Genomic DNA, 19,694 nt, shown 5'->3' with positions numbered 1-19,694 from the left:
CTACGTTCATGTGCATGACGGGAAACCACAAGGACTCAAACGTCAGCCGGCGCCGCGCACTCGCGGTGACGGGCGGCACGGTCGTGGCCGGCGGGCTGGCCGTCGCGGGCTACCAGGCGGCCTTCGCGGACGGGACCCCGGCCGCCGGGGCCACGGCGACCGCCTCGGCCTCCGCCTCCTCGGGCGGCGGCTCCTGCACCACGTTGATGGCGAGTGTCACCGAGGGGCCGTACTACCTGGACGGCGCGCTGGTGCGCAAGGACATCACCGAGGGCAAGAGCGGCGTCCCGCTCACCCTGCGCCTGACGGTCGTGGACGCCACCGACGGCTGCACCCCGGTGCCCGGCGCGGCGGTCGAGATCTGGCACTGCGACGCCTGGGGCTACTACTCCGGCTACACCACGGCCAACCCCGGCGGCTCGGCCCCCGCGGAGAGCGAGGACGGCTCGACCGCCGACGACGACACGTATCTGCGGGGCTATCAGATCGCCAACGCCAACGGGGTGGTGAAGTTCCGCACGATCTTCCCCGGCTGGTACACCCCGCGCACCTGCCACATCCACGTCAAGGTGCACACCGGCGGCGAGAAGGAGGACGGCACCTACGAGGGCGGCAAGGTCAACTTCACCGGCCAGCTGTTCTTCGACGACGAGGCCGCCCAGGAGATCTTCACCCTGGAGCCGTACGACCGGCACTCCGGCAGCTACACCAAGCTCGACGACGACATGGTCTACGACGGGGGCGGCGCCGGCAGCGGCCTGCTCACCCTGGAACCGGTCAAGAAGGCCGACCCGGCCAAGGGCTACCGGGGTTTCCTGACGCTCGGCGTGGACCCGGACGCGGAGAACACCGGCGCCGGCGGCGGCGCGGGCGGCGGGGACGGCGGCACCCCGCCCACCGGCACCCCGCCCACCGGGGCCCCGCCGAGCGACGCCCCGTCGGCCTCGGCCTCCTCGTAGGCACGGTGATGACGAGCCCCGCGGACGAGGCGCTGGCGCGGGCCGCCGTGGCCGCGCTGACCGGCCAGCTGACGCTGGTCCCCAAGCCGGGTCTGCCCGACCCCCGCGACCTGGACGCCCGCACCGCCCACCGGGACCACCGCGCCCTGTGCTGGTCGGCGAAGGCGCTCGCACCCGGCCTCGCCGCGATGGCCGCCGCGGCCCGGCGCACCGGGGAACCGACACCCGGGCTGCGTGCGGAGCTGGGCTCGATCGGCCGCTGCGCCGAGCACCGCGTGGGGCTGGCGGGCGGCGGCCACCGGGGCGCCCTGTGGACGCTGGGCCTGCTGGTGGCGGGCGCCGCCCTGGACCCCCGAGAGGCGACGGCGGTGGCCAAGCGCATCGCCGCGCACCCCGACAGGGGCGCCCCGCGTCGGCCCTCCCGGGGCTCGTCGGTCTCCGCGAAGTACGGGGCCGCCGGAGCCAGGGGCGAGGCACGGGCCGGTTTCCCCCACGTCCGTCGGGCCCTTCACGCGCTGACGGCCGCCCGTGCCGCGGGCGCCCCCGAACCGCGGTGCCGGCTCGACGCCCTGCTCACCGTCATGTCCACGCTCCAGGACACGGAACTGCTGTACACGGCGGGCCCGGTGGGGCTGCGTCAGGTGCAGGCCGGCGCCCGCGGGGTGCTGGAGGCGGGCGGCACGGCGACGGCGGCCGGGACGGCGGCACTGGCGGCCCTCGACGCGGACCTGCACGCACACGCGTGGAGCCCACGCGGCAGCGCGGGACTCCTCGCGGGCGCCCTGTTCGTGGACGCGCTGCGGACCCCGGCGGTGGCCACGCGGCACCGCTGAGCGGCAGCGCCGGCCACCGCCGTACGCACGACGGCCGGGCACCTCGGGGGAAGGTGCTCGGCCGTCGTCGCGTGCGGTCGTCAGCTCTTGAGCGACGCCATCCACGCCTCGACTTCGTCGGACCGGCGGGGCAGCCCGGCGGACAGGTTGCGGTTGCCGTCCTTGGTCACCAGGATGTCGTCCTCGATCCGGACGCCGATGCCCCGGTACTCCTCCGGCACGGTCAGGTCGTCGGCCTGGAAGTACAGACCGGGCTCGACCGTCAGGCACACGCCCGGCTCCAGGACCCCGTCCACGTACGTCTGCACGCGCGCGGCGGCGCAGTCGTGGACGTCCATGCCGAGCATGTGCCCGGTGCCGTGCAGGGTCCAGCGCCGCTGGAGGCCCAGCTCCAGAACCCGCTCCACGGGCCCCTCGACGATGCCCCACTCCACGAGCCGCTCGGTGAGCACCCGCTGGGCCGCGTCGTGGAAGTCCCGGTACTTCGCACCCGGCTGGACGGCCGCGATGCCGGCCTCCTGGGCGTCGTACACGGCGTCGTAGATCTTCTTCTGGATCTCGGTGAACCGGCCGTTGATCGGCAGGGTCCGCGTGACGTCGGCGGTGTAGTACGTGTGCGTCTCCACGCCCGCGTCGAGCAGCAGCAGGTCGCCGGAGCGGACCGGGCCGTCGTTGCGCACCCAGTGCAGGGTGCAGGCGTGCGGGCCGGCGGCGCAGATCGAGCCGTAGCCGACGTCGTTGCCCTCGACCCGGGCGCGCAGGAAGAAGGTGCCCTCGATGTACCGCTCGGAGGTCGCCTCGGCCTTGTCCAGCACGCGGACGACGTCCTCGAAGCCGCGCACGGTGGAGTCGACGGCCTTCTGCAGCTCACCGATCTCGAAGTCGTCCTTGACCAGCCGGGCCTCGGACAGGAAGACCCGCAGCTCCTCGTCCCGCTCGGCGGTGACCTTGTCGGTCAGCGCGGCCTCGATGCCGGCGTCGTACCCCCGCACGACGCGCACCGGGCCGGTGGCCTCGCGCAGCGCGCCGGCCAGTTCCCGCACGTCGGAGGCGGGGATGCCGTACAGCTGCGCGGCCTCGGTCAGGGAGTGCCGGCGGCCGACCCACAGCTCGCCCTGGCCGGAGAGCCAGAACTCGCCGTTCTCCCGGTCGGAGCGGGGCAGCAGGTAGATCGTCGCGCGGTGGCCGTCGGCGGCGGGCTCCATGACCAGGACGCCGTCCTCGGTCTGGTTGCCGGTGAGGTAGGCGTACTCGACGGAGGCGCGGAAGGCGTACTCGGTGTCGTTCGAGCGGGTCTTCAGGTTGCCCGCGGGGACGACCAGACGCTCACCGGGGAAGCGGGCCGACAGCGCGGCACGCCGGGCGGCCGTCTCGGCGGCCTGGGCGATCGGCTGGAGGTCGTGCAGCTCGGTGTCGGCCCAGCCGGACTTCATGCTCTCGGCGAGCTCGTCCGACACGCCCGGATACAGGCCGTTCTTGCGCTGCTTGATCGGCTCCTCGGCCTCTTCCGGGGTCTCCGGCGTGAGCTCTTCGGCCACGGTCATCCTCCTAGATACGGCACTGGACCCCGTCCATCGTACGTTCGCACGGAAGGGGGCCCAGGGCAGGAGGACCTGTTACCGACCTCACTCGAAGCGGGCGGCGAGCAGGACCACGTCCTCCGCGCTGTCCGCGGTGTCCAGTCCGTCGGGCAGCACCGTGCGCAGTACGTGGTCGACGACGGCGTCCGGGTCGTGGCGCATCGCGCGGGGGACCCCGGCGGCGGCCGCGTGCAGCCGGGCGAAGGCCCGGTCGGTGGCGTCGCCGGTCCGGTTCAGGAGGCCGTCGGTGTAGAGCAGAACCGTCTCGCCCGCCTCCGCTCGGAACTCCACGCCGGGCGCCTCCCAGCACGCGAGCATGCCGAGCGGGGCGGAGACGGAGGTCTCCACGAAGTCGGTGCGCCGTTCGCCGATCAGCAGCGGCGGGCAGTGCCCGGCCCCGGCGAGGGTGATCTTGTTCAGGGCGGGTTCGCAGTAGGCGAACAGGGCGGTCGCCGAGCGGGCGGGTTCGGTCAGCCGCAGCAGCAGCTCCAGGTCGGACAGGACCGCGACGGGGTCCTCGCCCTCCATCACGGCGTACGCCCTGAGCGAGGCGCGCAGCCGGCCCATCGCGGCGACCGCGCTGGGCCCGGACCCGGTGACCGAGCCGACCGCGAGGCCGAGCGCGGCGTCCGGCAGCGGCAGCGCGTCGTACCAGTCGCCGCCGCCGAGCGGCCCGGTGCGGTGCCGGGCGGCGAGCTGCACGCCGGCCACCCGGGGCAGCCGGGAGGGCAGGAGTTCCTCGCACATGGTGGCCATGCCGGCGCGGGTGCGCTCCACCTCCAGCAGCCGGGCGAGGTGCTCGGTGGCGTAGCGCGTGTACAGGCCGACGAGGTGGCGGGCCCGTTCGCCGGGCTCGGCCGGCTCGTCGTAGAGCCACACGGCGGCGCCGAGGCGGCCGGCGGCCGGGGTGCTCAGGGGGAGCGCGTAGCTCGCGGCGTAGCCGAGGCGCGCGGCCACCTCGCGGTGGCGCGGGTCGAGCCCGTCCTCGGCGAACAGGTCGGGCTGCGCGATCTCGCCGTCCCCGCCCGGCAGTCCGTCGAGGATCCGGCCGTAGGACAGGGCGCCGCGCGGCACGGTCTCGATGTGCCCGAGGTCGGCGCGGCCGAGGCCGAGGCCGACGGTGGTGTCGGGGCCGCGGCCGTCGGCGGGCTCCAGCACGACCAGTCCGCGGCGGGCGCCGACCAGGGCGGAACCGGCCCTGAGCAGCTCCTCCAGGGCCTCGGGGAGCGCGCTGGTGCGGGCCAGGCGCTCGGTGAGTTCATGGAGGGTGGTGAGGTCGGAGACCCAGCCGGCGAGACGGTCCTGCAGGACCGGTCCGGGGGCGCCCGGTGCGCTCGGGGCCGCGACGGGAGGGGTACCCGGGGTCAGGGGCGCGGGCGGGACAGTGTGTGCGGGCGAGGGAACCGTTGAATCGATTCCGGCCACTTTCGGAGGGTGAGGGGCGTTCATGGCGTCCGGCTTTCCGACCGGTGCGTTTTGCTCAAAAGCATCGCAAACCCCCATGTCATTCTGCGCCGCTGGCGGTGTCTCCACATGTACACGCACTCGTAAGGGGATGTCCAGCATTGTCCTGCCGGGATTCCTGGTGTCCATGAGGAACCGGTGCACCTGGTCCCACCCTCTTGCGAAAAGCTGAAGTTGGCTTAAAACTGCCTCAGTGAACGCCCTATTGCGGTCGACTGGGCTTGCTCCACAGAGCGTCACAGCGGTCGTGATGGGTACGTACTCGGAGAAGGCCAGGGGTGGTTGACAGCCGCCCGGAACCTGGTGGCGGACCCGGGCGTCTTAGCCACCGACGACCGAGCCCCATCCTCCCGTGGCGGAGGCGAAGAGAAATACGCGCGACGGCAAAACGCCAGACTTCGCCACCCCACGCCATGCCCATGCTTTTGATAGACGTCAGGTGTGGACGAGGCTGCCGCGGACGCAGCCAACGCTCGGCCCATAGGGGTTCCCCCTGCTCGAAGCGGGGGTGTGATGCGCCATTAGGTACGCACAGTGAAGTGATCGACACATGATGTGATGTGGACCACGGTGTTGCCAGCGGTGCAACGGAAAGGAACGAGCGCTCATGCGCGAGATCCTCGGAAGGCGACGCAGGCTCCTGTCCCGGCGCAGCGACGGGAGGCCTGACCTGCTCGGCGCGGCCCTGACCTTCGCGACTCAATGGCAGTGGCCCGTACTCCCGGGTGTGACGGCGGACCCGCAGGCGCGGTCCCGCTGCGGCTGCCCCGACCCCGAGTGCGCGGTGCCCGGTGCGCACCCCTTCGACCCCGGCCTCCTCGCGGCCACCACCGACGGGCGCATGGTGCGCTGGTGGTGGACCAACCGCCCGGCGGCGCCGATCGTGCTCGCCACCGGCGGCGGAGCCCCCTGCGCGGTCAGCCTGCCCGCCCTGCCGGCGGCCCAGGCCCTCGCCGCGCTCGACCGCGCGGGCATCCGGCTCGGCCCCGTCGTCGCCTCGCCCACCCGCTGGTCGATCCTGGTCAAGCCTTACTCCATGGAGCAGTTGGGCGAACTGCTGTACGCCAAGGACTTCGTCCCCGGCTCCCTGCGCTTCCACGGCACCGGCGGCTACATCGCCCTGCCCCCCTCCGGCACCGGCGGGGGCGAGGTCCGCTGGGAGCGGGCGCCGCTGCCCGGTTCGGCCTCCCCGTGGGTGCCGGACGTGGAGGCCGTGGTGGACGCCGTGGTGGAGGCCCTCACTCGTACGGGTGTGAGCGCACCCGAGTTGTAGGGGTGTCGGGCGCGCGCCGGACCGGGCGCCCGCCCGCTGTCGTTATCTTCCGTCCCATGCTGCGTCAATCCGGGGGACGACCCCCGGACCCCCACAAGGTCCGTCTGTTCGCCCTCGCGGCCGTGGCGGTGTGCGCGGTGGCGCTGCCGCTGGCCGTGGCGTCCGCGGGGCAGGTGGGCGAGGAGCGCCACACCGCCCCGCCCGCCCCCTCCGTACGGCCGTCCGCGCCCGCCCCGCTCTCGTCCCCGTCCGCCGACGCCAAGGCGGCGGCCCCCGCGGCCCCCCGGCCGGTGGCGAGTCTGGGCCTGGGGTTGGCCGCCGCCGCGCGGTGCGGACCCGAACTCACCTCCCCCGAGGGCATCGAGGCGCAGACCTGTGTGCTCACCCGGGGCGAGGAGGCATGGGCGCGCACCTACTACCGCAACACCACCGGCGGGGCACTGGACGCGGTGCTGAGCCTCATGGCGCCGGGCGGCCGCACCGTGCAGATGCGGTGCGCGCTGGGCGCCGAGGACGAGCCGGGAACCTGCGAGACGCCCCGCGAGACGGTACGGGGCGGCATGGACGGATACACGGCGGTCGCGGAGTTCGCCAAACGTGCCCAGGAAGGGCCGCTGTTGCTGCGTTCCGGGAGCAACTCGGAAGTGGCTACGGGCAGTTGACGCGCGACGGCGTTCCGTACAGGCCCGCGGGCAGCAAAAGACCCGGTTGCTGGCGACGGGGGATGCACCAGCAACCGGGCTACTGGAACGGTAACAAGAGATCCGCGGTTCGCAAATTCGATCCGGGCTTTCCGGTCACCGATTTCCTTGTGGGGACGGCGAGTTGTGACAGGAGTCACCCGTTGCGCACACCCGCTCTCCGGCTGACCGACCGGTCAGCCGGAGAGCACCGCCGGCGGTCCGTCAGCTGAGCGTGACCTGACGGTTGGTGAGCCCGCCGCGCGCGCGGCGCTCGTCCGCGGTCAGCGGTGCGTCCGTGGCCAGGGCGGCGGCGAGCCGCTCGGCGAACTCGGCGGCCGGCTTCTCCACGTCCTGCGCGCCGACCCCGCTCGGCAGGTCCCAGACCGGCACGGTGAGCCCGTGGGCGCGGAAGGAGCCCACCAGCCGGGTGCCCTCGCCGAGGTTCGACCGGCCCGCCGCGTGCAGCCGCGCGAGGGCGTCCAGAAGCTGCTCCTCGGGGTACGGCATGACCCAGCGCAGGTGGTTCTTGTCCGGGGTCTCGCACCAGTAGGCGGCATCCACGCCGGTCAGCCGCACCGTCGGGATGGCGGCGGCGTTGGCCCGCTCCAGGGAGGCGGTCACCTCGGGGGTGGCGTTCTCCGCGTCCGGGACCCAGAACTCGAAGCCCTCGTGCACAACTGGCTCGAACGCGCCTTCCGGGTCGAGCAGATCCTGCAGCCGCGGGCCGTCGGCCGGGGCGCGCCGCGCCTGCACCGGGGAGCCGGGCTTCGCCTCCAGGGCGCGCTGGAGGGTGTCGGCCAGGTCGCGGCTGATGTCGCCGGAGGCCGTGTCGTTCTGCAGGCCCAGCAGGACGGAGCCGTCCTCACGGCGCAGCGCGGGCCAGGCCATGGGCAGCACGGTCGCCAGGGTGACCGAGGGGACGCCCTCGGGCAGGCCGCCCTTGAGGTTCAGGGCGACCGTGGCGGCGGGCACCAGCTCGCGCAGGGCCACCCAGTCGCACTCGCCGGGCACGCCCTCGAACGGGCGCTGCACCAGCTCGGTCACCGCCTGGGCGGCGGCCCGGCCGTGACAGGCCTTGTAGCGGCGGCCGCTGCCGCAGGGGCAGGGCTCGCGGGCGCCGACGACCGGAACGTTCTCATCGGCGCCGGCGGCGCGGGCCTTGCCCGTCTGCTGCGGGCGCGTGGCCTTCGTCTGGGGTCGCTTCTTGGCCATGAGGGTGTCTCCCGGAAACGGCTCGTCTGGTACGCCGGGAGCCTAGCTGTTCGCGCCATGGCCGAGGCGACCCTGTGGACAACGCGGCCGTGTCCCCTTCGCGGGCCGGGTCAGTCCAGGTCGTCGAAGGCGTCCGCGAAGTCCAGTTCGGCGATCGCGGGCAGCGCGGGCGCCACGACGCGCGTGGCGAAGTCGTGGCGACGGTGGCCGGGGTCGGAGTCGTGCACGACGACCCACACCGTGACCTCGCCGCGGGCGTCGTCCCGCACGCCCCAGTCGTCGGCCAGCGCGGTGATGATGTTCAGCCCGCGGCCGCCGTGCGCGGTGACCGAGGGGGTCGCCGGCGCCGGGCGGGTGGGCCCGCCGCCGTCCGTCACCTCCACGGTGAGCCGGCCCGCCGCGTCCACCCGCCAGGCGGCCCGGACGTCGCCGTCGCCGGCCAGCGCGTCGCCGAGGGGCCTGCCGTGTTTGCACGCGTTGCTCAGCAGTTCGGAAAGAATCAGTACGGCATCGTCGATGACCGACTCCGTGACACCGCCCATGCGCAGCTGATCGCGCATCCGATGCCTCGCTCTGCCCACGCCCGCAGGGCCATGGGGTACGGCCATGCTCGACGACGTGGGCACCTCCTGTGCCACCACCAACGCCACCCCCGAGACCTCCTTCGCCCCACGCCACGGTGTGGATGCCCCATTGGCCTGTACCGGAAACCGGCCAATCGCTCTCCCGTGACGCATTCGACACGATCGAACACGCAGCGAACGCGCCGGAGCACTCCCTGTAATTGCCTGGCCGGAAATCGACGATGTGGCCGAGAAGTGGAGAATGAGGCCGGTGGGACCACTGGGTCAAGAGGTCGTAGCGGGACTTGAGTTTTCGCGTGGTACGGCGCCCTCGCCGGTGCGGGGGCGGTGGTGGTGCCGGCGGTGCGGTGTCGGTGGTGCCGGCGGTTGCGGTTTTGCGGGGGTCGGCGCCCCGGCCGGTGCGGGACCGGCGGTTCAGCGGCCGAGCTGACGCAGCACCGCGCGCGGGCGGTTGGTGATGATGGCGTCGACGCCCAGTTCGACGCAGAGGTCGACGTCCGCCGGCTCGTTCACGGTCCACACGTGCACCTGGTGGCCGGCCCGCTTCAGGCGCTGGATGTAGGCGGGGTGGCTGCGCACGATCCGGATCGAGGGCCCGGCGATCCGCACCCCCGCCGGGAGCCGTCCGTCGCGCAGCCGCGGGGAGACGAACTGCATCAGATAGACGGTCGGCAGCGTCGGCGAGGCGGCCCGCACGCGGTGCAGGGAGCGGGCCGAGAAGCTCATCACGCGCACCGTCGAACGGTCGGCGTCGGCCGGGGAGTCCAGCCCGAACCGCTTCAGCAGGTGCAGCAGTCGCTCCTCGACCTGGCCCGCCCAGCGCGTGGGGTGCTTGGTCTCGATCGCCAGTTCCACCGGGCGCCCCGCGTCGGCGACCAGTTCCAGCAGCCGTTCCAGGGTGAGGACGGAGGTGGCCTCCCGGTCCTCGGGGCGGTGCTCCCAGTCGGGCTCCTCGTCCCGGTTCTTCCAGGAGCCGAAGTCGAGCGCGGCCAGGTCGGCCAGCTCCAGCGCGGAGACCGCGCCGCGGCCGTTGGAGGTGCGGTTCACCCGGCGGTCGTGGACGCAGACGAGATGGCCGTCGGCGGTCAGGCGGACATCGCACTCCAGGGCGTCCGCCCCGTCCTCGATCGCCTTGCGGTACGCGGCGAGGGTGTGCTCGGGGGCCTCCTCGGAGGCTCCGCGGTGGGCGACGACGTGAGGCGGGTCCTGCCGGGCTTGGGTCACCGCGTCATGGTGCCACCGTGCGGGGGCAGGTGTACGGGGGAGAGCTGACTATTGTGTCCTTTTTGTCGGACATGAACTATATAAGGAATGGCCTCGGACCCACAGCCACCGCTTATGGTGCTCTGACGCCCCGTGGGAAAAGCTGACGGCATACAAAAAGACATGCACAGCTGAAGCGCACCGGGCCGTCGACACGCGTGAACGGGCGTGACCGAGTGCGACCGAAAACTACAGCCGTGGATCGAGGAGACAAGCTGTGAGCACCGAGAACGAGGGCGCCGCGGTACCCCCGGCCCCGTCCGCACCCCCCGTGCCGGTGGACGCTCCCGCTGCTCCGGAGCCCCAGGGGTACCCGGCCGCCGACGCCGGCGCCCCGACCGCGCAGCTGCCGCCGGTGCCCCAGAGCGGGCCGCCCGCGGCCGCCGGACCGGACCCGGCCCACCCGACGGCCCACCAGGCCCATCCGCAGGGCCCCGCCGTCCCGGACGCCTCCTGGCCGCCGCCCGCACCGGCCACCCCCGCCTACGCCCTCCCCACCCCCGACGCCTCCGACCCCTCCGCCGCCCACGCCTCCGACGGCGGCTCGGGCTCGGGCACCGTCTGGGGCGCGGCGTACCAGCAGCCCGCGCCGGCCCCGAAGTCCGGCCGCGGCCGCGGCGGTCTGCTCGCGGCGGTGCTGATCGCCGCGCTGGTGGCCGGCGGCATCGGCGGCGGACTCGGCTACACCCTGGCCAAGGACGACGACTCCACCTCCTCCACCACCGTCTCCGCCAACGACACCGGCGGCGACGTCAAGCGCGACGCGGGCACCATCGCGGGCGTGGCCGCGCAGGCGCTGCCCAGCACCGTCACCATCGAGGCGGAGAGCAGCAGCGGCGAGGGCGGCACCGGCACCGGGTTCGTCTTCGACACCGAGGGCCACATCGTCACCAACAACCATGTGGTGGCCGACGCGGTCGACGGCGGCAAGCTGACGGCGACCTTCCCCGACGGCAAGAAGTACGACGCCGAGGTGGTCGGACACGCCCAGGGCTACGACGTCGCGGTGATCAAGCTCAAGAACACCCCGGGCGACCTGAAGCCGCTCACCCTCGGCAACTCCGACAAGGTGGCGGTGGGCGACTCCACGATCGCCATCGGCGCCCCCTTCGGCCTGTCCAACACCGTCACGACCGGCATCATCAGCGCCAAGAACCGGCCCGTTGCCTCCAGTGACGGCACCGGCAGCAACGCCTCCTACATGAGCGCCCTCCAGACGGACGCCTCGATCAACCCGGGCAACTCCGGCGGCCCCCTGCTCGACGCCCAGGGCAACGTGATCGGCATCAACTCCGCGATCCAGTCCGCCGGCAACGGCCTGGGCGGCACCAGCCAGTCCGGCTCCATCGGCCTGGGCTTCGCCATCCCGATCAACCAGGCCAAGTACGTCGCCCAGCAGCTGATCAAGACCGGCAAGCCGGTGTACGCCAAGATCGGCGCCTCCGTCTCGCTGGAGGAGGGCACCGGCGGCGCGAAGATCACCGAGGAGGGCGCGAGCGGCTCGGACCCGGTGGAGGCGGGCGGCCCGGCGGCCGCGGCGGGCCTCAAGCCCGGGGACGTCATCACCAAGCTCGACGACCGGGTCATCGACTCCGGCCCCACCCTGATCGGCGAGATCTGGACCCACAAGCCGGGCGACGAGGTGGAGATCACCTACGAGCGCGGCGGCCAGACCCGCACGGCCGAACTCACCCTCGGCTCCCGAGTCGGCGACAGCTGACCCCCACCAGCCCGCGCCCACCCGTTACTCTTGTCCCCGCGCCGCCGATCAGCGGCGCGGGGTGGGTTGCCCGAGCGGCCTAAGGGAACGGTCTTGAAAACCGTCGTGGCGCGAGTCACCGTGGGTTCAAATCCCACACCCACCGCAGTGGTGAACGGCCCCTGACCAGCATGTCTGGTCGGGGGCCGTTGCCGTTCGGGGTGCCCGTCGCACACCGCTGTTCCCCGTGCTTTCCCGCCCTATCGGGCACGGATGGGGCACGCGGAGGGCACGGCGAGCGGGGCTTGGGTCATGCGCCTGGTGCACGGCGCTTCATGCGTGGGGTGAGAGATCAGCGATTGATCGGGATCTCGTACACGATCTCGCAGTGGGCTGCGGGGACGACGATGTCCGCCGTCTCGACTGGCCTGCCCTGGTCGCTGTAGTAGGTCCGCCGGATGTGGGTGACCAACGCGGCTTTCTGGATGCCGAGTAGCGACGCCTCCTCGGCGGTCGCCGTTCGCGGCTCGGGTTGCTCGACGGCATGGCTGACGGTGACCCCGATGGCCGCCATGCGGTTCACGACTCCGGCCCCGGCATGCGGGCCTCCCTCGGGGAGAACGACGAGAGAGCCCGCGGTGAGGTCGTACGGCTCCCAACTCGTCGACAGCTGCACCGGCTTGCCGTCCGCCAGGAACTCGTACGTCGTCCGGACGCACAACTCCCCCTCAGAGATCCCGAGTCGCGCGGCGATCTCGGCAGGCGCCGGCACCTTGGCGTCCGTACGGCTCTCCCAATCGCCCTGTCGGCCAACGGCGTTCATGTCGGCCCGGAACGGCGATCCGTTGGGCTGCTCCCGCGCCGACGACCGTACGACCCGCACTCGCTGACGCGGTTCGGCGACGTACGTGCCTGAACCGGCCCGCCCCTCCAACACGCCCTGAGAGATCAGCAACTCCTGAGCCCTGCGGACCACGTTCTCGCCCACGCCGTACTCCTGGCCGATCTGGGCGCGGGAGGGCAGACGGTCGCCCGGCTCCCATACGTGCTCCGCGATGCGCTGCCGAAGCTCGTCGGCGATGCGGAGATAGGGCGGCTGCTCAGGCATATGGAAAATCTAGTCCACTAGCTCTAATCTAGTTAACTAGCTTCACTCAAAGTGATCGCTGGTGACGGAGGCTGCCCTGTGCCCGCTTCGGGATTTAGCGCGGCGGCCCTCGCCGCCCGGCTGTCAGCCCTCGGGCTAGTCACACGAGTGGAGGAACACCCCCGGCACACGACGGTGGAGGCGGAGATCCCGGACGCGCTCTCCGCCGAGTTATGGCGGGAGGTCCTGGACGTGGTGGCTGAGGCCGACCGATTCGGGCTCCACGCCACCAGCTTGAACGGCCGCACCCTCTGGGCGGTCGTACGCAGAACGGTCCCCACGACGGGCGATGTCGGGGGACCGGGAGATCAGCGATAGGAGCTGACCAGCGTGCTCAACCGTATCCGCCGCGCCCTTGCACTCACCAGAGCGCGGCCCCTCCCTAAGGGAAGGCACCGTCGCCCCTTACCGCTCTCTGCCGCCTCCCCTGGGGCTACGGACTCCTCGACCCTCGTGCTCGGCCGGGCCCCCGCAGTGGCGGACCACCAGCAGCCGCTCAAAGGGGAGGACATTGCCCTCGTCCGTCCCTACGTCCTGGCTTGGGAGGCACGGATGCGCGCGTCGCGGCGGCCTGTGGTCGTAGCTCCCCATCTCTCGGGCGACGCCTGGTCGACGCTCGTAGGGGCCCACTGATGCCGCCGCGCACCGTAGACGACCCTGCTGACGCCTACCGCTCCGCTGCCTGCTGCATCGGTACGCACCTCGTCTGCGCGGAGTCCTCCCCGGCCATGGCGCCGACCGACGTGCCGGTGATCTACGAGGCGTGCGGTTGCCCGTGTCACGCGGAGCGCGACCGCTCCGGCATCAAGGCGGTGGCCCAGTGAAGGAACGACTTCCTGGCGGCGCCCTGGTCGTCACCATCGAAGTCACCTCGACCACAGTGCAGCGCGGCGACGTCATCCACCTGGGGGGCCGAGCTTGCCGGGTGCGGGACTTGTTCCAACTCCCCCAGGGTGCAAAGCAACTCGTCTTCGAGTCGGGCGAACTCCTGACCATCCACACCTGCACCCGCCTCGCCGTCATGCGCACCCTGAGGGGACGGTGAGCGGAACAGTGCCGCCGCGCCACCACGACATCGCTGCCGACCTCCGGCAACAGATCACGACCGGTCGCCTTCCCTCTGGCGAACGCCTGCCGTCCGAAACCGTCCTGGCCGAGCGGTACGCGGTCAGCACGGTCACCCTGCGCCGCGCCCTCTCGGCACTCCAGGGCGAGGGCCTCGTAGAGAAGATCCACGGCAAGGGCAACTTCGTCCGCCGTCCCCACCGCAAGATCATGTACGTCGGTGGCTGGGGAACGCTCGACCCGTGGACCGCCGCCGAGCCGGCGTTGCGGGTCTCCGTCCGCAGCAGCACCGTCCCGGCCCACGGCGATCTGGCGACGCTGCTGAAGGTGCCCTTGGGGAGCCCCCTCGCCGAGTTCTCATGCCTCAGCATCGAAGGGGGGACACCCCACGGCCTTGCCAAGATCTACATGCCGCGCGACCTGGCTCCGGCTGCCGTACTCGACGGCGACTCCGCCGACCGCCAAGCGTTCACCCGCTTCGCCCTCCTTGGCCCGCAGCCGGCCGCCACCCGGGAGACGGTGTGCACCCGCTCACCGACACCGGACGAATCCTCGGCCCTCCGAATCGGCACCGCCGCACCGGTCCTTGCAGTCACCCGCGTCTCGACCGATTCCGCAGGCCGAGTCGTGGAAGCGGCGCTCCTGACATTCCCCGGGGACCGAGTCGACGCGGTCTTCACCACCCACCACGCGAACCACGAGAGGCAGACTTCAGCATGACGGCACCACAGGAACTCCGGCTCCTCCCGTGGTCGGGCCCGGAAGGCAAGCCCTGCTACCTGAGCACCGACGACCGGGACGGCTACATGTCCCGCCTGGCTGACAACGTCGAATCCATCCAGATCGGTTCGGCGGCACAGCTGTTGGACCTCGCCTCTGACCTGCTCGACGACAAGAAGGCGGGCCTGGACGACATGCGGCGGCTGACGCGTGAACTGACCTGCTCCCTGCGTGACGTCCTCCGCATTGCAACCAGCCGTGGTGACCTCTTGGCGGTGGGCGAGATGCACAACACCTGATGCGCGCTGCGGCGCGTACTGCTCGCCCCTGAAACCTGCTCGGAGGGGGAGGAGATCCTGATCACCCAGGGATCCCCTCCCCCTCCGAGCTATGCCAGCCCTGCTGATGCTTTGCTTGATCCTCAGCCGACGAAAGTCAGCCACGACGGCGGGTGCGCCGACCGACCACGCCCGCGTGTGCCTCGCTGCACCCCCACCGGCCTCAGCCACGCTATTGGGAGAGCGTCGTTGACTAGGGCAAACGGATGCGGCTGGCTCGTAGAGGCCAGAACTCTCAGTCGGAGCGCTGAGGGAGTGTGTCAGGAAGGAGCATTCCTTTCATCACTACTACTATCCAACATATCCCATCCCCCTGAGGCGTCCGCCAGTGCTCGACTCGCACGTTGGGAGCGAGGCTTTCTACGCGGATAGTCGGCCCACATCTCTGAGTACGTCGATCGAGTTTCAGACCGAAAGCGAAGGAAGTGATTCGGGGCCGAGAAACACGCGGCAGTCATGACGTGGATCGGTGTTCTGAATGTTGGGAGTTGTAGCCAGTCGTATTGTGAAGGTTTATGCAGCTCAAACGAGAAGCCTCGTGGCCGTGTGAATCGAGTAATAGACCGGTCATGCGAGTCGAGTTGGCGTGAAGAGATGCTGAATTGCATGCGAATGAATCCGCAATCCTCGATGGCCTGTACTGCTTGACGGATTGCATCCAGGCTAGATCGGATTTCGTCGAAGTCTGCGGTACTCCGCCCTCCGTGCAGCCAGCTATTCCTTGCCTCGGAGATGTTGTTACTTACTAGCAATCGGCTGATCTCCTGCAGCTGATTTACAATGCGCTCCCTAGAGGCGTCGGTCAGGTCGAGAAAAGGGATGACATGCAGAAACGGGAACTTAAGTAGTTTCTGCTGTTTGGCCCATTCGGGAACGTCGTCGTCCGGGCGCTTCCAATTTTGACGTTCAGCGCTTAGATTCTTGAGTTTTTTCGAAAGTCGTTCAAAACCTCTACACAGGACGTAGAGTGAGTTTTTCTGCCCGTATTCAAGCATGGAATCGCCAGAGGACTCTCCAGCCTGTTGTAGCCATTGATAGGATTCCAACCTATGTTCTTCAGGGGAGTAGACAAATGGCTGCCTGCCGGCAAAATGATCATTGGTAAGCGCCCAAATGGTGAAGGCAAGGCTGTCATCCAGCATGCTCTCCATTAGTACGAAATAATTGGCGGCCACGCCGCGAAAATCTTCAGGAGATGGAGGCAGAGGGCCGGTTGCGCCAGCCCTTACCATGTCTTCCATTTCTCTATGCAGCCGCCAAAAATCAGAGTTAGGATCGTCTGAGTTAGGGGAGCGGAAACCGAGCTTCCAGAGGATCACTGGGATCAGTTCCGGATCTTCAGGTGAACTGTCAGGCAGCCCCAAGACTTCGCATGCTGTGATCGCATTTGATTTTCGGGCCAAGATCAATGACTTGGCGACGGTTTCGGGTGAGTGTCGACTCAAGTAACTATCAAGGCGAGCTTCTAGTGTCTCGCCGGCTTCCGAGCGAAGTTGCCAGTCGAGCTCCTCTCGGTCGTCGACCGAATCCGCTCGATACATGCGCTCGATGAGATTCCTGAGTCGCAGGGGGGCTATATTGATCTTGGCGGAAGGAAATCGTACTCCTTGGGGTCCAATCTCGGCAGTCAAATGAAGGTTGCCGAAGTGTCTACCCCCATTCACCTTGGCTCGTCGAATTTCTCCATGTGGTACTTGGATTCTATCGTTCCGTACGAGATCATCAATTCCTTGAATAATGACTTGATCGCCTAGAGTGAGGCACAACTGCATCATTTGGGCGCGGTTCAGGGTTCTGCTGATATCTTCCGCGCGGCCACGCATTCCCAATTTGCTGCATGTGGCCCTTAGTTCCCCGCGCGTGTTATCCAAAAGCCATGTCGTCAGGGTGCGAATCTCCGCCTCTGTCAGTGCGTCGCCGATCAAAGGGACAAGTGCATCTGCTACATTGTCTCGCGCAGGGTTCATGATGTCAGTGAAAATCTGACCCACGAAGGATCCCCATGCACAGGGTGTTTCACTATCCCTGCGAAGAATTTTACTGGCCTCGCTGCGGTGTTTGTTGATCGATGCCTCTCTACTGGTCGCCAGCATAATGGGATGAACCGCTGCACATGCTGGGTCGCTGCAATGATGCAGACGGATACTCCTGGTCGGAGTCAAGTACCTCCATTGACGACTTTCTAGTATTCCGTAGGGGCCCGTGATATAGGTGCTTTCCTGGAAGACGCCTTGAGGTGTGTCCGCGATCAGCGATTGAGTCTCCGAAAAGTTCAGTCCATATGTCTCGTCTGTGATGTCACAGTGATCGAACGCCCTATCGTACAACAGACGGCCAAAAATGAATGGGTGGCGTACTGATCCTTCTTCAATTTGACGCCCGATTGCCGCCTGTAGATCTTCTAGATTTGTCTCCAAAGGGTCGACGAGGAGTTCGGTCCATGCAAATTCAAGCAGGCACATTAGCCGGGCCTCGGCGTAAGGAATTCTTTTGCGTAGAAACTGCTGAACCTTCTCTTCGCCGTACGGGGTTAGCTTGATTGGCTCATGAAGATATGCTGGCACCTTATAGGTGTGAGAGATGATGCATTCGGTAAGGATGTCGCTCAGGCTTGTCAGTCGGAGAATCTTTTCTCGCAATTCATCATCCGCGTACTCGGCGAGAAATTCGTCCTTAGTTTTGAGCACGGGACCCCCTTGTGCGCTGGCTTCACTTGGTACGTTACGTTCCTGGGTCCCACTTCGCAGCAGTTCGACGCAACTTCTCGGTGGCAGGCCGCCGAGATCGGTAGTCTGCCTGCCTCTGAAATCGAGCATGATCTGGGGGCCTACGCCGGTTAGCAACTCGGGCGAGCTTGGACCTGCCTCGCAATGTGCACGAGTCCCTTGGCCGTGCTCGATGCAGGGCCCAGGCGGAGGCGTTGGCTATAGCCGTGGAACGGGCCTGCCCCAGTCGCTAACGCCCGCTTCTCTGCCATCAGGTGGCTGATCGCTGTGCGCGCGGCGCGGGCGCCGGCCGGGCTGGAGCGGGGCGGAGACAGGAGCGCAGGCCCGGCCGGGGGCCGGGCCGCGCGCGGGGAGCGGAGCGAGCCGCCTTGATGATGGAGAGAAGGTTTTATCCCGTTGGGATGAGGCGCTTGCCGTCGTGGCTGCGGACGTGGGGGCAGTTGCCGTCCAGGGCGTCCAGGAGTCGGACCGCGAAGACCTCGGACATTCGGGCTCTGACCTCGTCCGGGGTGAGCCAGGTGACCGCGGTGGACTCGGTGGAGGTTCGTTCGGTGCCGCCAGAGGGCTTGCAGCGGAAGACCAGGGCGACGATGCCTCGGGTCAAGTTCTTGTAGACGCCGGTGAGTTCGTCGACCTCGACGTGGATGCCGGTCTCCTCCAGGACCTCGCGGGCTACGCCGGCCTCGGGGGTCTCGTGGAGTTCGAGGACGCCGCCGGGAAGCTCCCATGTGCCGTTGTCGGCTCGGCGGATCGCCAGGAGGCGGCCGTCCTCGCGCACCACTGCTCCGGCTACGGACACGGAGTGCAGGGGAGGCGTGGTCGCTTCCTGTGGTTGACTCATGTAGAGGAGCATAGGAGGCGGGCGAGGGTCATGGGAACTGCGGCGGGAGGGGTCGGTTCCGGGCCTCGGTACGTGCAGATCGCGGATGAGATCGTGCAGCAGATCCGGGCTGGTGTACTGAAGCCCGGTGACATGGTGCCGAGTGAGTCGGAGCTGGTGGACCGCTACGGCGTCTCCGGCGGGACCATTCGTAAGGCCATGGTTGAGGTGCGGGCGAGCGGGCTGGTGGAGACCCGGCACGGCAAGGGTTCGATCGTGAAGAACCGGCCCCCCGTGCGGCATCGCTCCTCCGATCGGTTCCGGCGTTCGCTGCGGCGGGGTGGGCAGGCTGCCTATCTTGCTGAGTCCGCGCAGTCCGGTGCGACGGCCAAGGTCAGCGTCCTCTACATCGGCCCGATGGAGGCGCCGGAGGATGCCGCCGCGCGGCTGGGTGTTCCCGCCGGGACTCAGGTGCTCGCTCGCCGGCGGCTGTACTTCCGTAACGGCACTCCGGTCGAGACCGCCACCTCCTACCTGCCGTGGGACGTCGTGAAGGACATCCCGGAGCTGTTCGCCGAGAACCCTGGCGGTGGTGGCATCTACGCCCGGCTGGAGGATCACGGGCATGAGTTCGCCGAGTTCGTGGAGAGCTTGCAGGCGCGGCCGGCTTCGAAGGACGAGGCGACGGAGCTTGCGCTGAGCCCCGGGGCGCCGGTGGTCCACCTGGTCCGGGAGGCTCGTACGACCGCGGGTGTGGTGGTGGAGGTCTGCGACACGCTCATGGCCGCTGACCAGTTTGTTTTCGAGTACCGCATCCCTGCTGACGACTGACGCACGCTCAACTCCCCTCGGCCCGTCGCGAGTTCTTCTTCGCGGCGGGTTGACTCATGTATAGGAGTGAGGCACTCTTCTTCATGTCACTCATATACATGAGTGGCGGAGTGCAGCATCTATAGAGGAGTGATCTCTGTGCGTCAGATTCCCGTCGACACCTCCGGCGCGGTCGTCATGGTCGCCAAGTCCCCGCAGGTCAAGGTGCGTGACCGCCGTACCGGTGAGATCGCCACCGACGCCGAGAGCGGGGCCCGGCTGATGACGGTCGACGTGATGTTCGCGGCGAACGAGGAGGTGGAGATCCTGTCCATCACCGTCCCGGAGCCGGGCATCTCCGGTGAGCTGGCCATGGGTACGCCCGTCGCGCTCACCGGGCTGATCGCCCGGCCGTGGGAGAACGACTTCAACGGTCAGCGGCGTCACGGCATCGCGTTCCGCGCGGTCGCGGTCACCTCGCTCGCCGACGTCGCCGCCGGGTCCAAGGCGGCCTGACC

20 protein-coding genes and 1 tRNA gene are annotated in these 19,694 nt (G+C 69.2%); 13 read left to right on the top strand and 8 right to left on the bottom strand.

What is annotated here, in order from left to right; all coding sequences use genetic code 11:
• Nucleotides 1-14: 14 nt before the first annotated feature.
• Together ABT296_RS02675 and ABT296_RS02670 are read left to right on the top strand one after the other, a co-directional pair.
• A complete protein-coding gene (locus tag ABT296_RS02675; RefSeq protein ID WP_351922537.1) occupies nt 15-959 on the top strand; it encodes an intradiol ring-cleavage dioxygenase in 945 nt (314 codons plus the stop codon).
• A gap of 8 nt (nt 960-967) precedes the next feature.
• Nucleotides 968-1,792 (top strand): triphosphoribosyl-dephospho-CoA synthase, encoded by an 825-nt coding sequence (locus ABT296_RS02670; protein WP_351922536.1) that lies wholly within the window; start codon nt 968-970, stop codon nt 1,790-1,792.
• Between the two features lie 80 nt (nt 1,793-1,872).
• On the opposite strand, the gene ABT296_RS02665 is transcribed toward ABT296_RS02670, so the two are convergent.
• Nucleotides 1,873-3,330: an aminopeptidase P family protein gene (locus ABT296_RS02665; RefSeq protein WP_351922535.1), complete on the bottom strand. Its 1,458-nt coding sequence runs from the start codon at nt 3,328-3,330 to the stop codon at nt 1,873-1,875.
• Nucleotides 3,331-3,417: 87 nt separating this feature from the next.
• Nucleotides 3,418-4,938 carry a PP2C family protein-serine/threonine phosphatase gene (locus ABT296_RS02660; protein WP_351922892.1) on the bottom strand — a complete coding sequence of 507 codons (1,521 nt, stop codon included), beginning with the start codon at nt 4,936-4,938 and terminating at the stop codon, nt 3,418-3,420.
• A 505-nt stretch (nt 4,939-5,443) separates the two neighbouring features.
• Between ABT296_RS02660 and ABT296_RS02655 the strand changes: the two genes are divergently transcribed.
• Nucleotides 5,444-6,109 carry a bifunctional DNA primase/polymerase gene (locus ABT296_RS02655; protein ID WP_351922534.1) on the top strand — a complete coding sequence of 222 codons (666 nt, stop codon included), beginning with the start codon at nt 5,444-5,446 and terminating at the stop codon, nt 6,107-6,109.
• Between the two features lie 56 nt (nt 6,110-6,165).
• On the top strand, nt 6,166-6,771 hold the full coding sequence (locus tag ABT296_RS02650) for a hypothetical protein (protein ID WP_351922533.1): 606 nt from the start codon (nt 6,166-6,168) through the stop codon (nt 6,769-6,771).
• Between the two features lie 243 nt (nt 6,772-7,014).
• Here ABT296_RS02650 and ABT296_RS02645 read toward each other — a convergent pair whose 3' ends face one another.
• The 3 genes from ABT296_RS02645 to ABT296_RS02635 all read right to left on the bottom strand — a co-directional run bounded on the left by ABT296_RS02645 (nt 7,015) and on the right by ABT296_RS02635 (nt 9,812).
• On the bottom strand, nt 7,015-8,004 hold the full coding sequence (locus ABT296_RS02645; protein WP_351922532.1) for a DUF5926 family protein: 990 nt from the start codon (nt 8,002-8,004) through the stop codon (nt 7,015-7,017).
• 110 nt (nt 8,005-8,114) lie between these two features.
• Complete coding sequence (locus tag ABT296_RS02640; protein ID WP_351922531.1) at nt 8,115-8,741, bottom strand: ATP-binding protein; 627 nt, start codon at nt 8,739-8,741, stop codon at nt 8,115-8,117.
• 261 nt (nt 8,742-9,002) lie between these two features.
• Complete coding sequence (locus ABT296_RS02635; protein ID WP_351922530.1) at nt 9,003-9,812, bottom strand: glycerophosphodiester phosphodiesterase; 810 nt, start codon at nt 9,810-9,812, stop codon at nt 9,003-9,005.
• Between the two features lie 256 nt (nt 9,813-10,068).
• On the opposite strand from ABT296_RS02635, the gene ABT296_RS02630 reads away from it, so the two are divergent.
• Both ABT296_RS02630 and ABT296_RS02625 read left to right on the top strand, forming a co-directional pair.
• Nucleotides 10,069-11,571, top strand: coding sequence for a S1C family serine protease (locus tag ABT296_RS02630; protein ID WP_351922529.1), 1,503 nt, complete (start codon nt 10,069-10,071; stop codon nt 11,569-11,571).
• 60 nt (nt 11,572-11,631) lie between these two features.
• Nucleotides 11,632-11,716 (top strand) — tRNA-Ser (locus ABT296_RS02625).
• Nucleotides 11,717-11,902: 186 nt separating this feature from the next.
• Here the strand turns inward: ABT296_RS02625 and ABT296_RS02620 are convergent.
• Nucleotides 11,903-12,658 carry a GntR family transcriptional regulator gene (locus ABT296_RS02620; RefSeq protein ID WP_351922528.1) on the bottom strand — a complete coding sequence of 252 codons (756 nt, stop codon included), beginning with the start codon at nt 12,656-12,658 and terminating at the stop codon, nt 11,903-11,905.
• A gap of 78 nt (nt 12,659-12,736) precedes the next feature.
• Between ABT296_RS02620 and ABT296_RS02615 the strand changes: the two genes are divergently transcribed.
• From ABT296_RS02615 to ABT296_RS02595, 5 genes are all read left to right on the top strand, one after another.
• Complete coding sequence (locus tag ABT296_RS02615; protein ID WP_351922527.1) at nt 12,737-13,015, top strand: hypothetical protein; 279 nt, start codon at nt 12,737-12,739, stop codon at nt 13,013-13,015.
• A 314-nt stretch (nt 13,016-13,329) separates the two neighbouring features.
• Entirely contained in the window at nt 13,330-13,521 is a 192-nt protein-coding gene (locus ABT296_RS02610) for a hypothetical protein (RefSeq protein WP_351922526.1), read from the top strand.
• The gene (locus tag ABT296_RS02605; RefSeq protein ID WP_351922525.1) at nt 13,518-13,742 is read left to right on the top strand and encodes a hypothetical protein; all 225 of its coding nucleotides are present in this window, start codon (nt 13,518-13,520) and stop codon (nt 13,740-13,742) included. The genes ABT296_RS02610 and ABT296_RS02605 overlap by 4 nt, the downstream gene beginning before the upstream one ends.
• Entirely contained in the window at nt 13,739-14,482 is a 744-nt protein-coding gene (locus ABT296_RS02600; RefSeq protein WP_351922524.1) for a GntR family transcriptional regulator, read from the top strand. The genes ABT296_RS02605 and ABT296_RS02600 overlap by 4 nt, the downstream gene beginning before the upstream one ends.
• A complete protein-coding gene (locus tag ABT296_RS02595; protein WP_351922523.1) occupies nt 14,479-14,781 on the top strand; it encodes a hypothetical protein in 303 nt (100 codons plus the stop codon). The genes ABT296_RS02600 and ABT296_RS02595 overlap by 4 nt, the downstream gene beginning before the upstream one ends.
• A gap of 299 nt (nt 14,782-15,080) precedes the next feature.
• On the opposite strand, the gene ABT296_RS02590 is transcribed toward ABT296_RS02595, so the two are convergent.
• Nucleotides 15,081-17,636, bottom strand: coding sequence for a hypothetical protein (locus tag ABT296_RS02590; RefSeq protein ID WP_351922522.1), 2,556 nt, complete (start codon nt 17,634-17,636; stop codon nt 15,081-15,083).
• Between the two features lie 298 nt (nt 17,637-17,934).
• Complete coding sequence (locus tag ABT296_RS02585) at nt 17,935-18,399, bottom strand: NUDIX hydrolase (protein ID WP_351922521.1); 465 nt, start codon at nt 18,397-18,399, stop codon at nt 17,935-17,937.
• Nucleotides 18,400-18,417: 18 nt separating this feature from the next.
• Between ABT296_RS02585 and ABT296_RS02580 the strand changes: the two genes are divergently transcribed.
• Entirely contained in the window at nt 18,418-19,197 is a 780-nt protein-coding gene (locus tag ABT296_RS02580) for a GntR family transcriptional regulator (protein ID WP_351922520.1), read from the top strand.
• A gap of 138 nt (nt 19,198-19,335) precedes the next feature.
• Nucleotides 19,336-19,692, top strand: coding sequence for an SCO3933 family regulatory protein (locus tag ABT296_RS02575; protein ID WP_351922519.1), 357 nt, complete (start codon nt 19,336-19,338; stop codon nt 19,690-19,692).
• Nucleotides 19,693-19,694 lie beyond the last annotated feature (2 nt).

It is taken from the genome of Streptomyces sp. NPDC000983, assembly GCF_040299205.1.
Classification (GTDB): Bacteria; Actinomycetota; Actinomycetes; order Streptomycetales; family Streptomycetaceae; genus Streptomyces.
Note: the sequence above shows the minus strand (reverse complement) of the source record. Positions and strands in the feature narration are given on the sequence as shown.

Excerpts from the sequence above, each read along its gene's own strand:
- ABT296_RS02655 (WP_351922534.1), top strand. The coding sequence starts at position 5,444 with ATGCGCGAGATCCTCGGAAGGCGACGCAGGCTCCTGTCCCGGCGCAGC.
- ABT296_RS02650 (WP_351922533.1), top strand. The coding sequence starts at position 6,166 with ATGCTGCGTCAATCCGGGGGACGACCCCCGGACCCCCACAAGGTCCGT.
- ABT296_RS02610 (WP_351922526.1), top strand. The coding sequence starts at position 13,330 with ATGCCGCCGCGCACCGTAGACGACCCTGCTGACGCCTACCGCTCCGCT.
- ABT296_RS02660 (WP_351922892.1), bottom strand. The coding sequence starts at position 4,938 with ATGCTGGACATCCCCTTACGAGTGCGTGTACATGTGGAGACACCGCCA.
- ABT296_RS02595 (WP_351922523.1), top strand. The coding sequence starts at position 14,479 with ATGACGGCACCACAGGAACTCCGGCTCCTCCCGTGGTCGGGCCCGGAA.
- ABT296_RS02675 (WP_351922537.1), top strand. The coding sequence starts at position 15 with ATGACGGGAAACCACAAGGACTCAAACGTCAGCCGGCGCCGCGCACTC.
- ABT296_RS02585 (WP_351922521.1), bottom strand. The coding sequence starts at position 18,399 with ATGCTCCTCTACATGAGTCAACCACAGGAAGCGACCACGCCTCCCCTG.
- ABT296_RS02620 (WP_351922528.1), bottom strand. The coding sequence starts at position 12,658 with ATGCCTGAGCAGCCGCCCTATCTCCGCATCGCCGACGAGCTTCGGCAG.
- ABT296_RS02640 (WP_351922531.1), bottom strand. The coding sequence starts at position 8,741 with ATGCGTCACGGGAGAGCGATTGGCCGGTTTCCGGTACAGGCCAATGGG.
- ABT296_RS02670 (WP_351922536.1), top strand. The coding sequence starts at position 968 with ATGACGAGCCCCGCGGACGAGGCGCTGGCGCGGGCCGCCGTGGCCGCG.
- ABT296_RS02580 (WP_351922520.1), top strand. The coding sequence starts at position 18,418 with ATGGGAACTGCGGCGGGAGGGGTCGGTTCCGGGCCTCGGTACGTGCAG.
- ABT296_RS02590 (WP_351922522.1), bottom strand. The coding sequence starts at position 17,636 with ATGCTCGATTTCAGAGGCAGGCAGACTACCGATCTCGGCGGCCTGCCA.
- ABT296_RS02645 (WP_351922532.1), bottom strand. The coding sequence starts at position 8,004 with ATGGCCAAGAAGCGACCCCAGACGAAGGCCACGCGCCCGCAGCAGACG.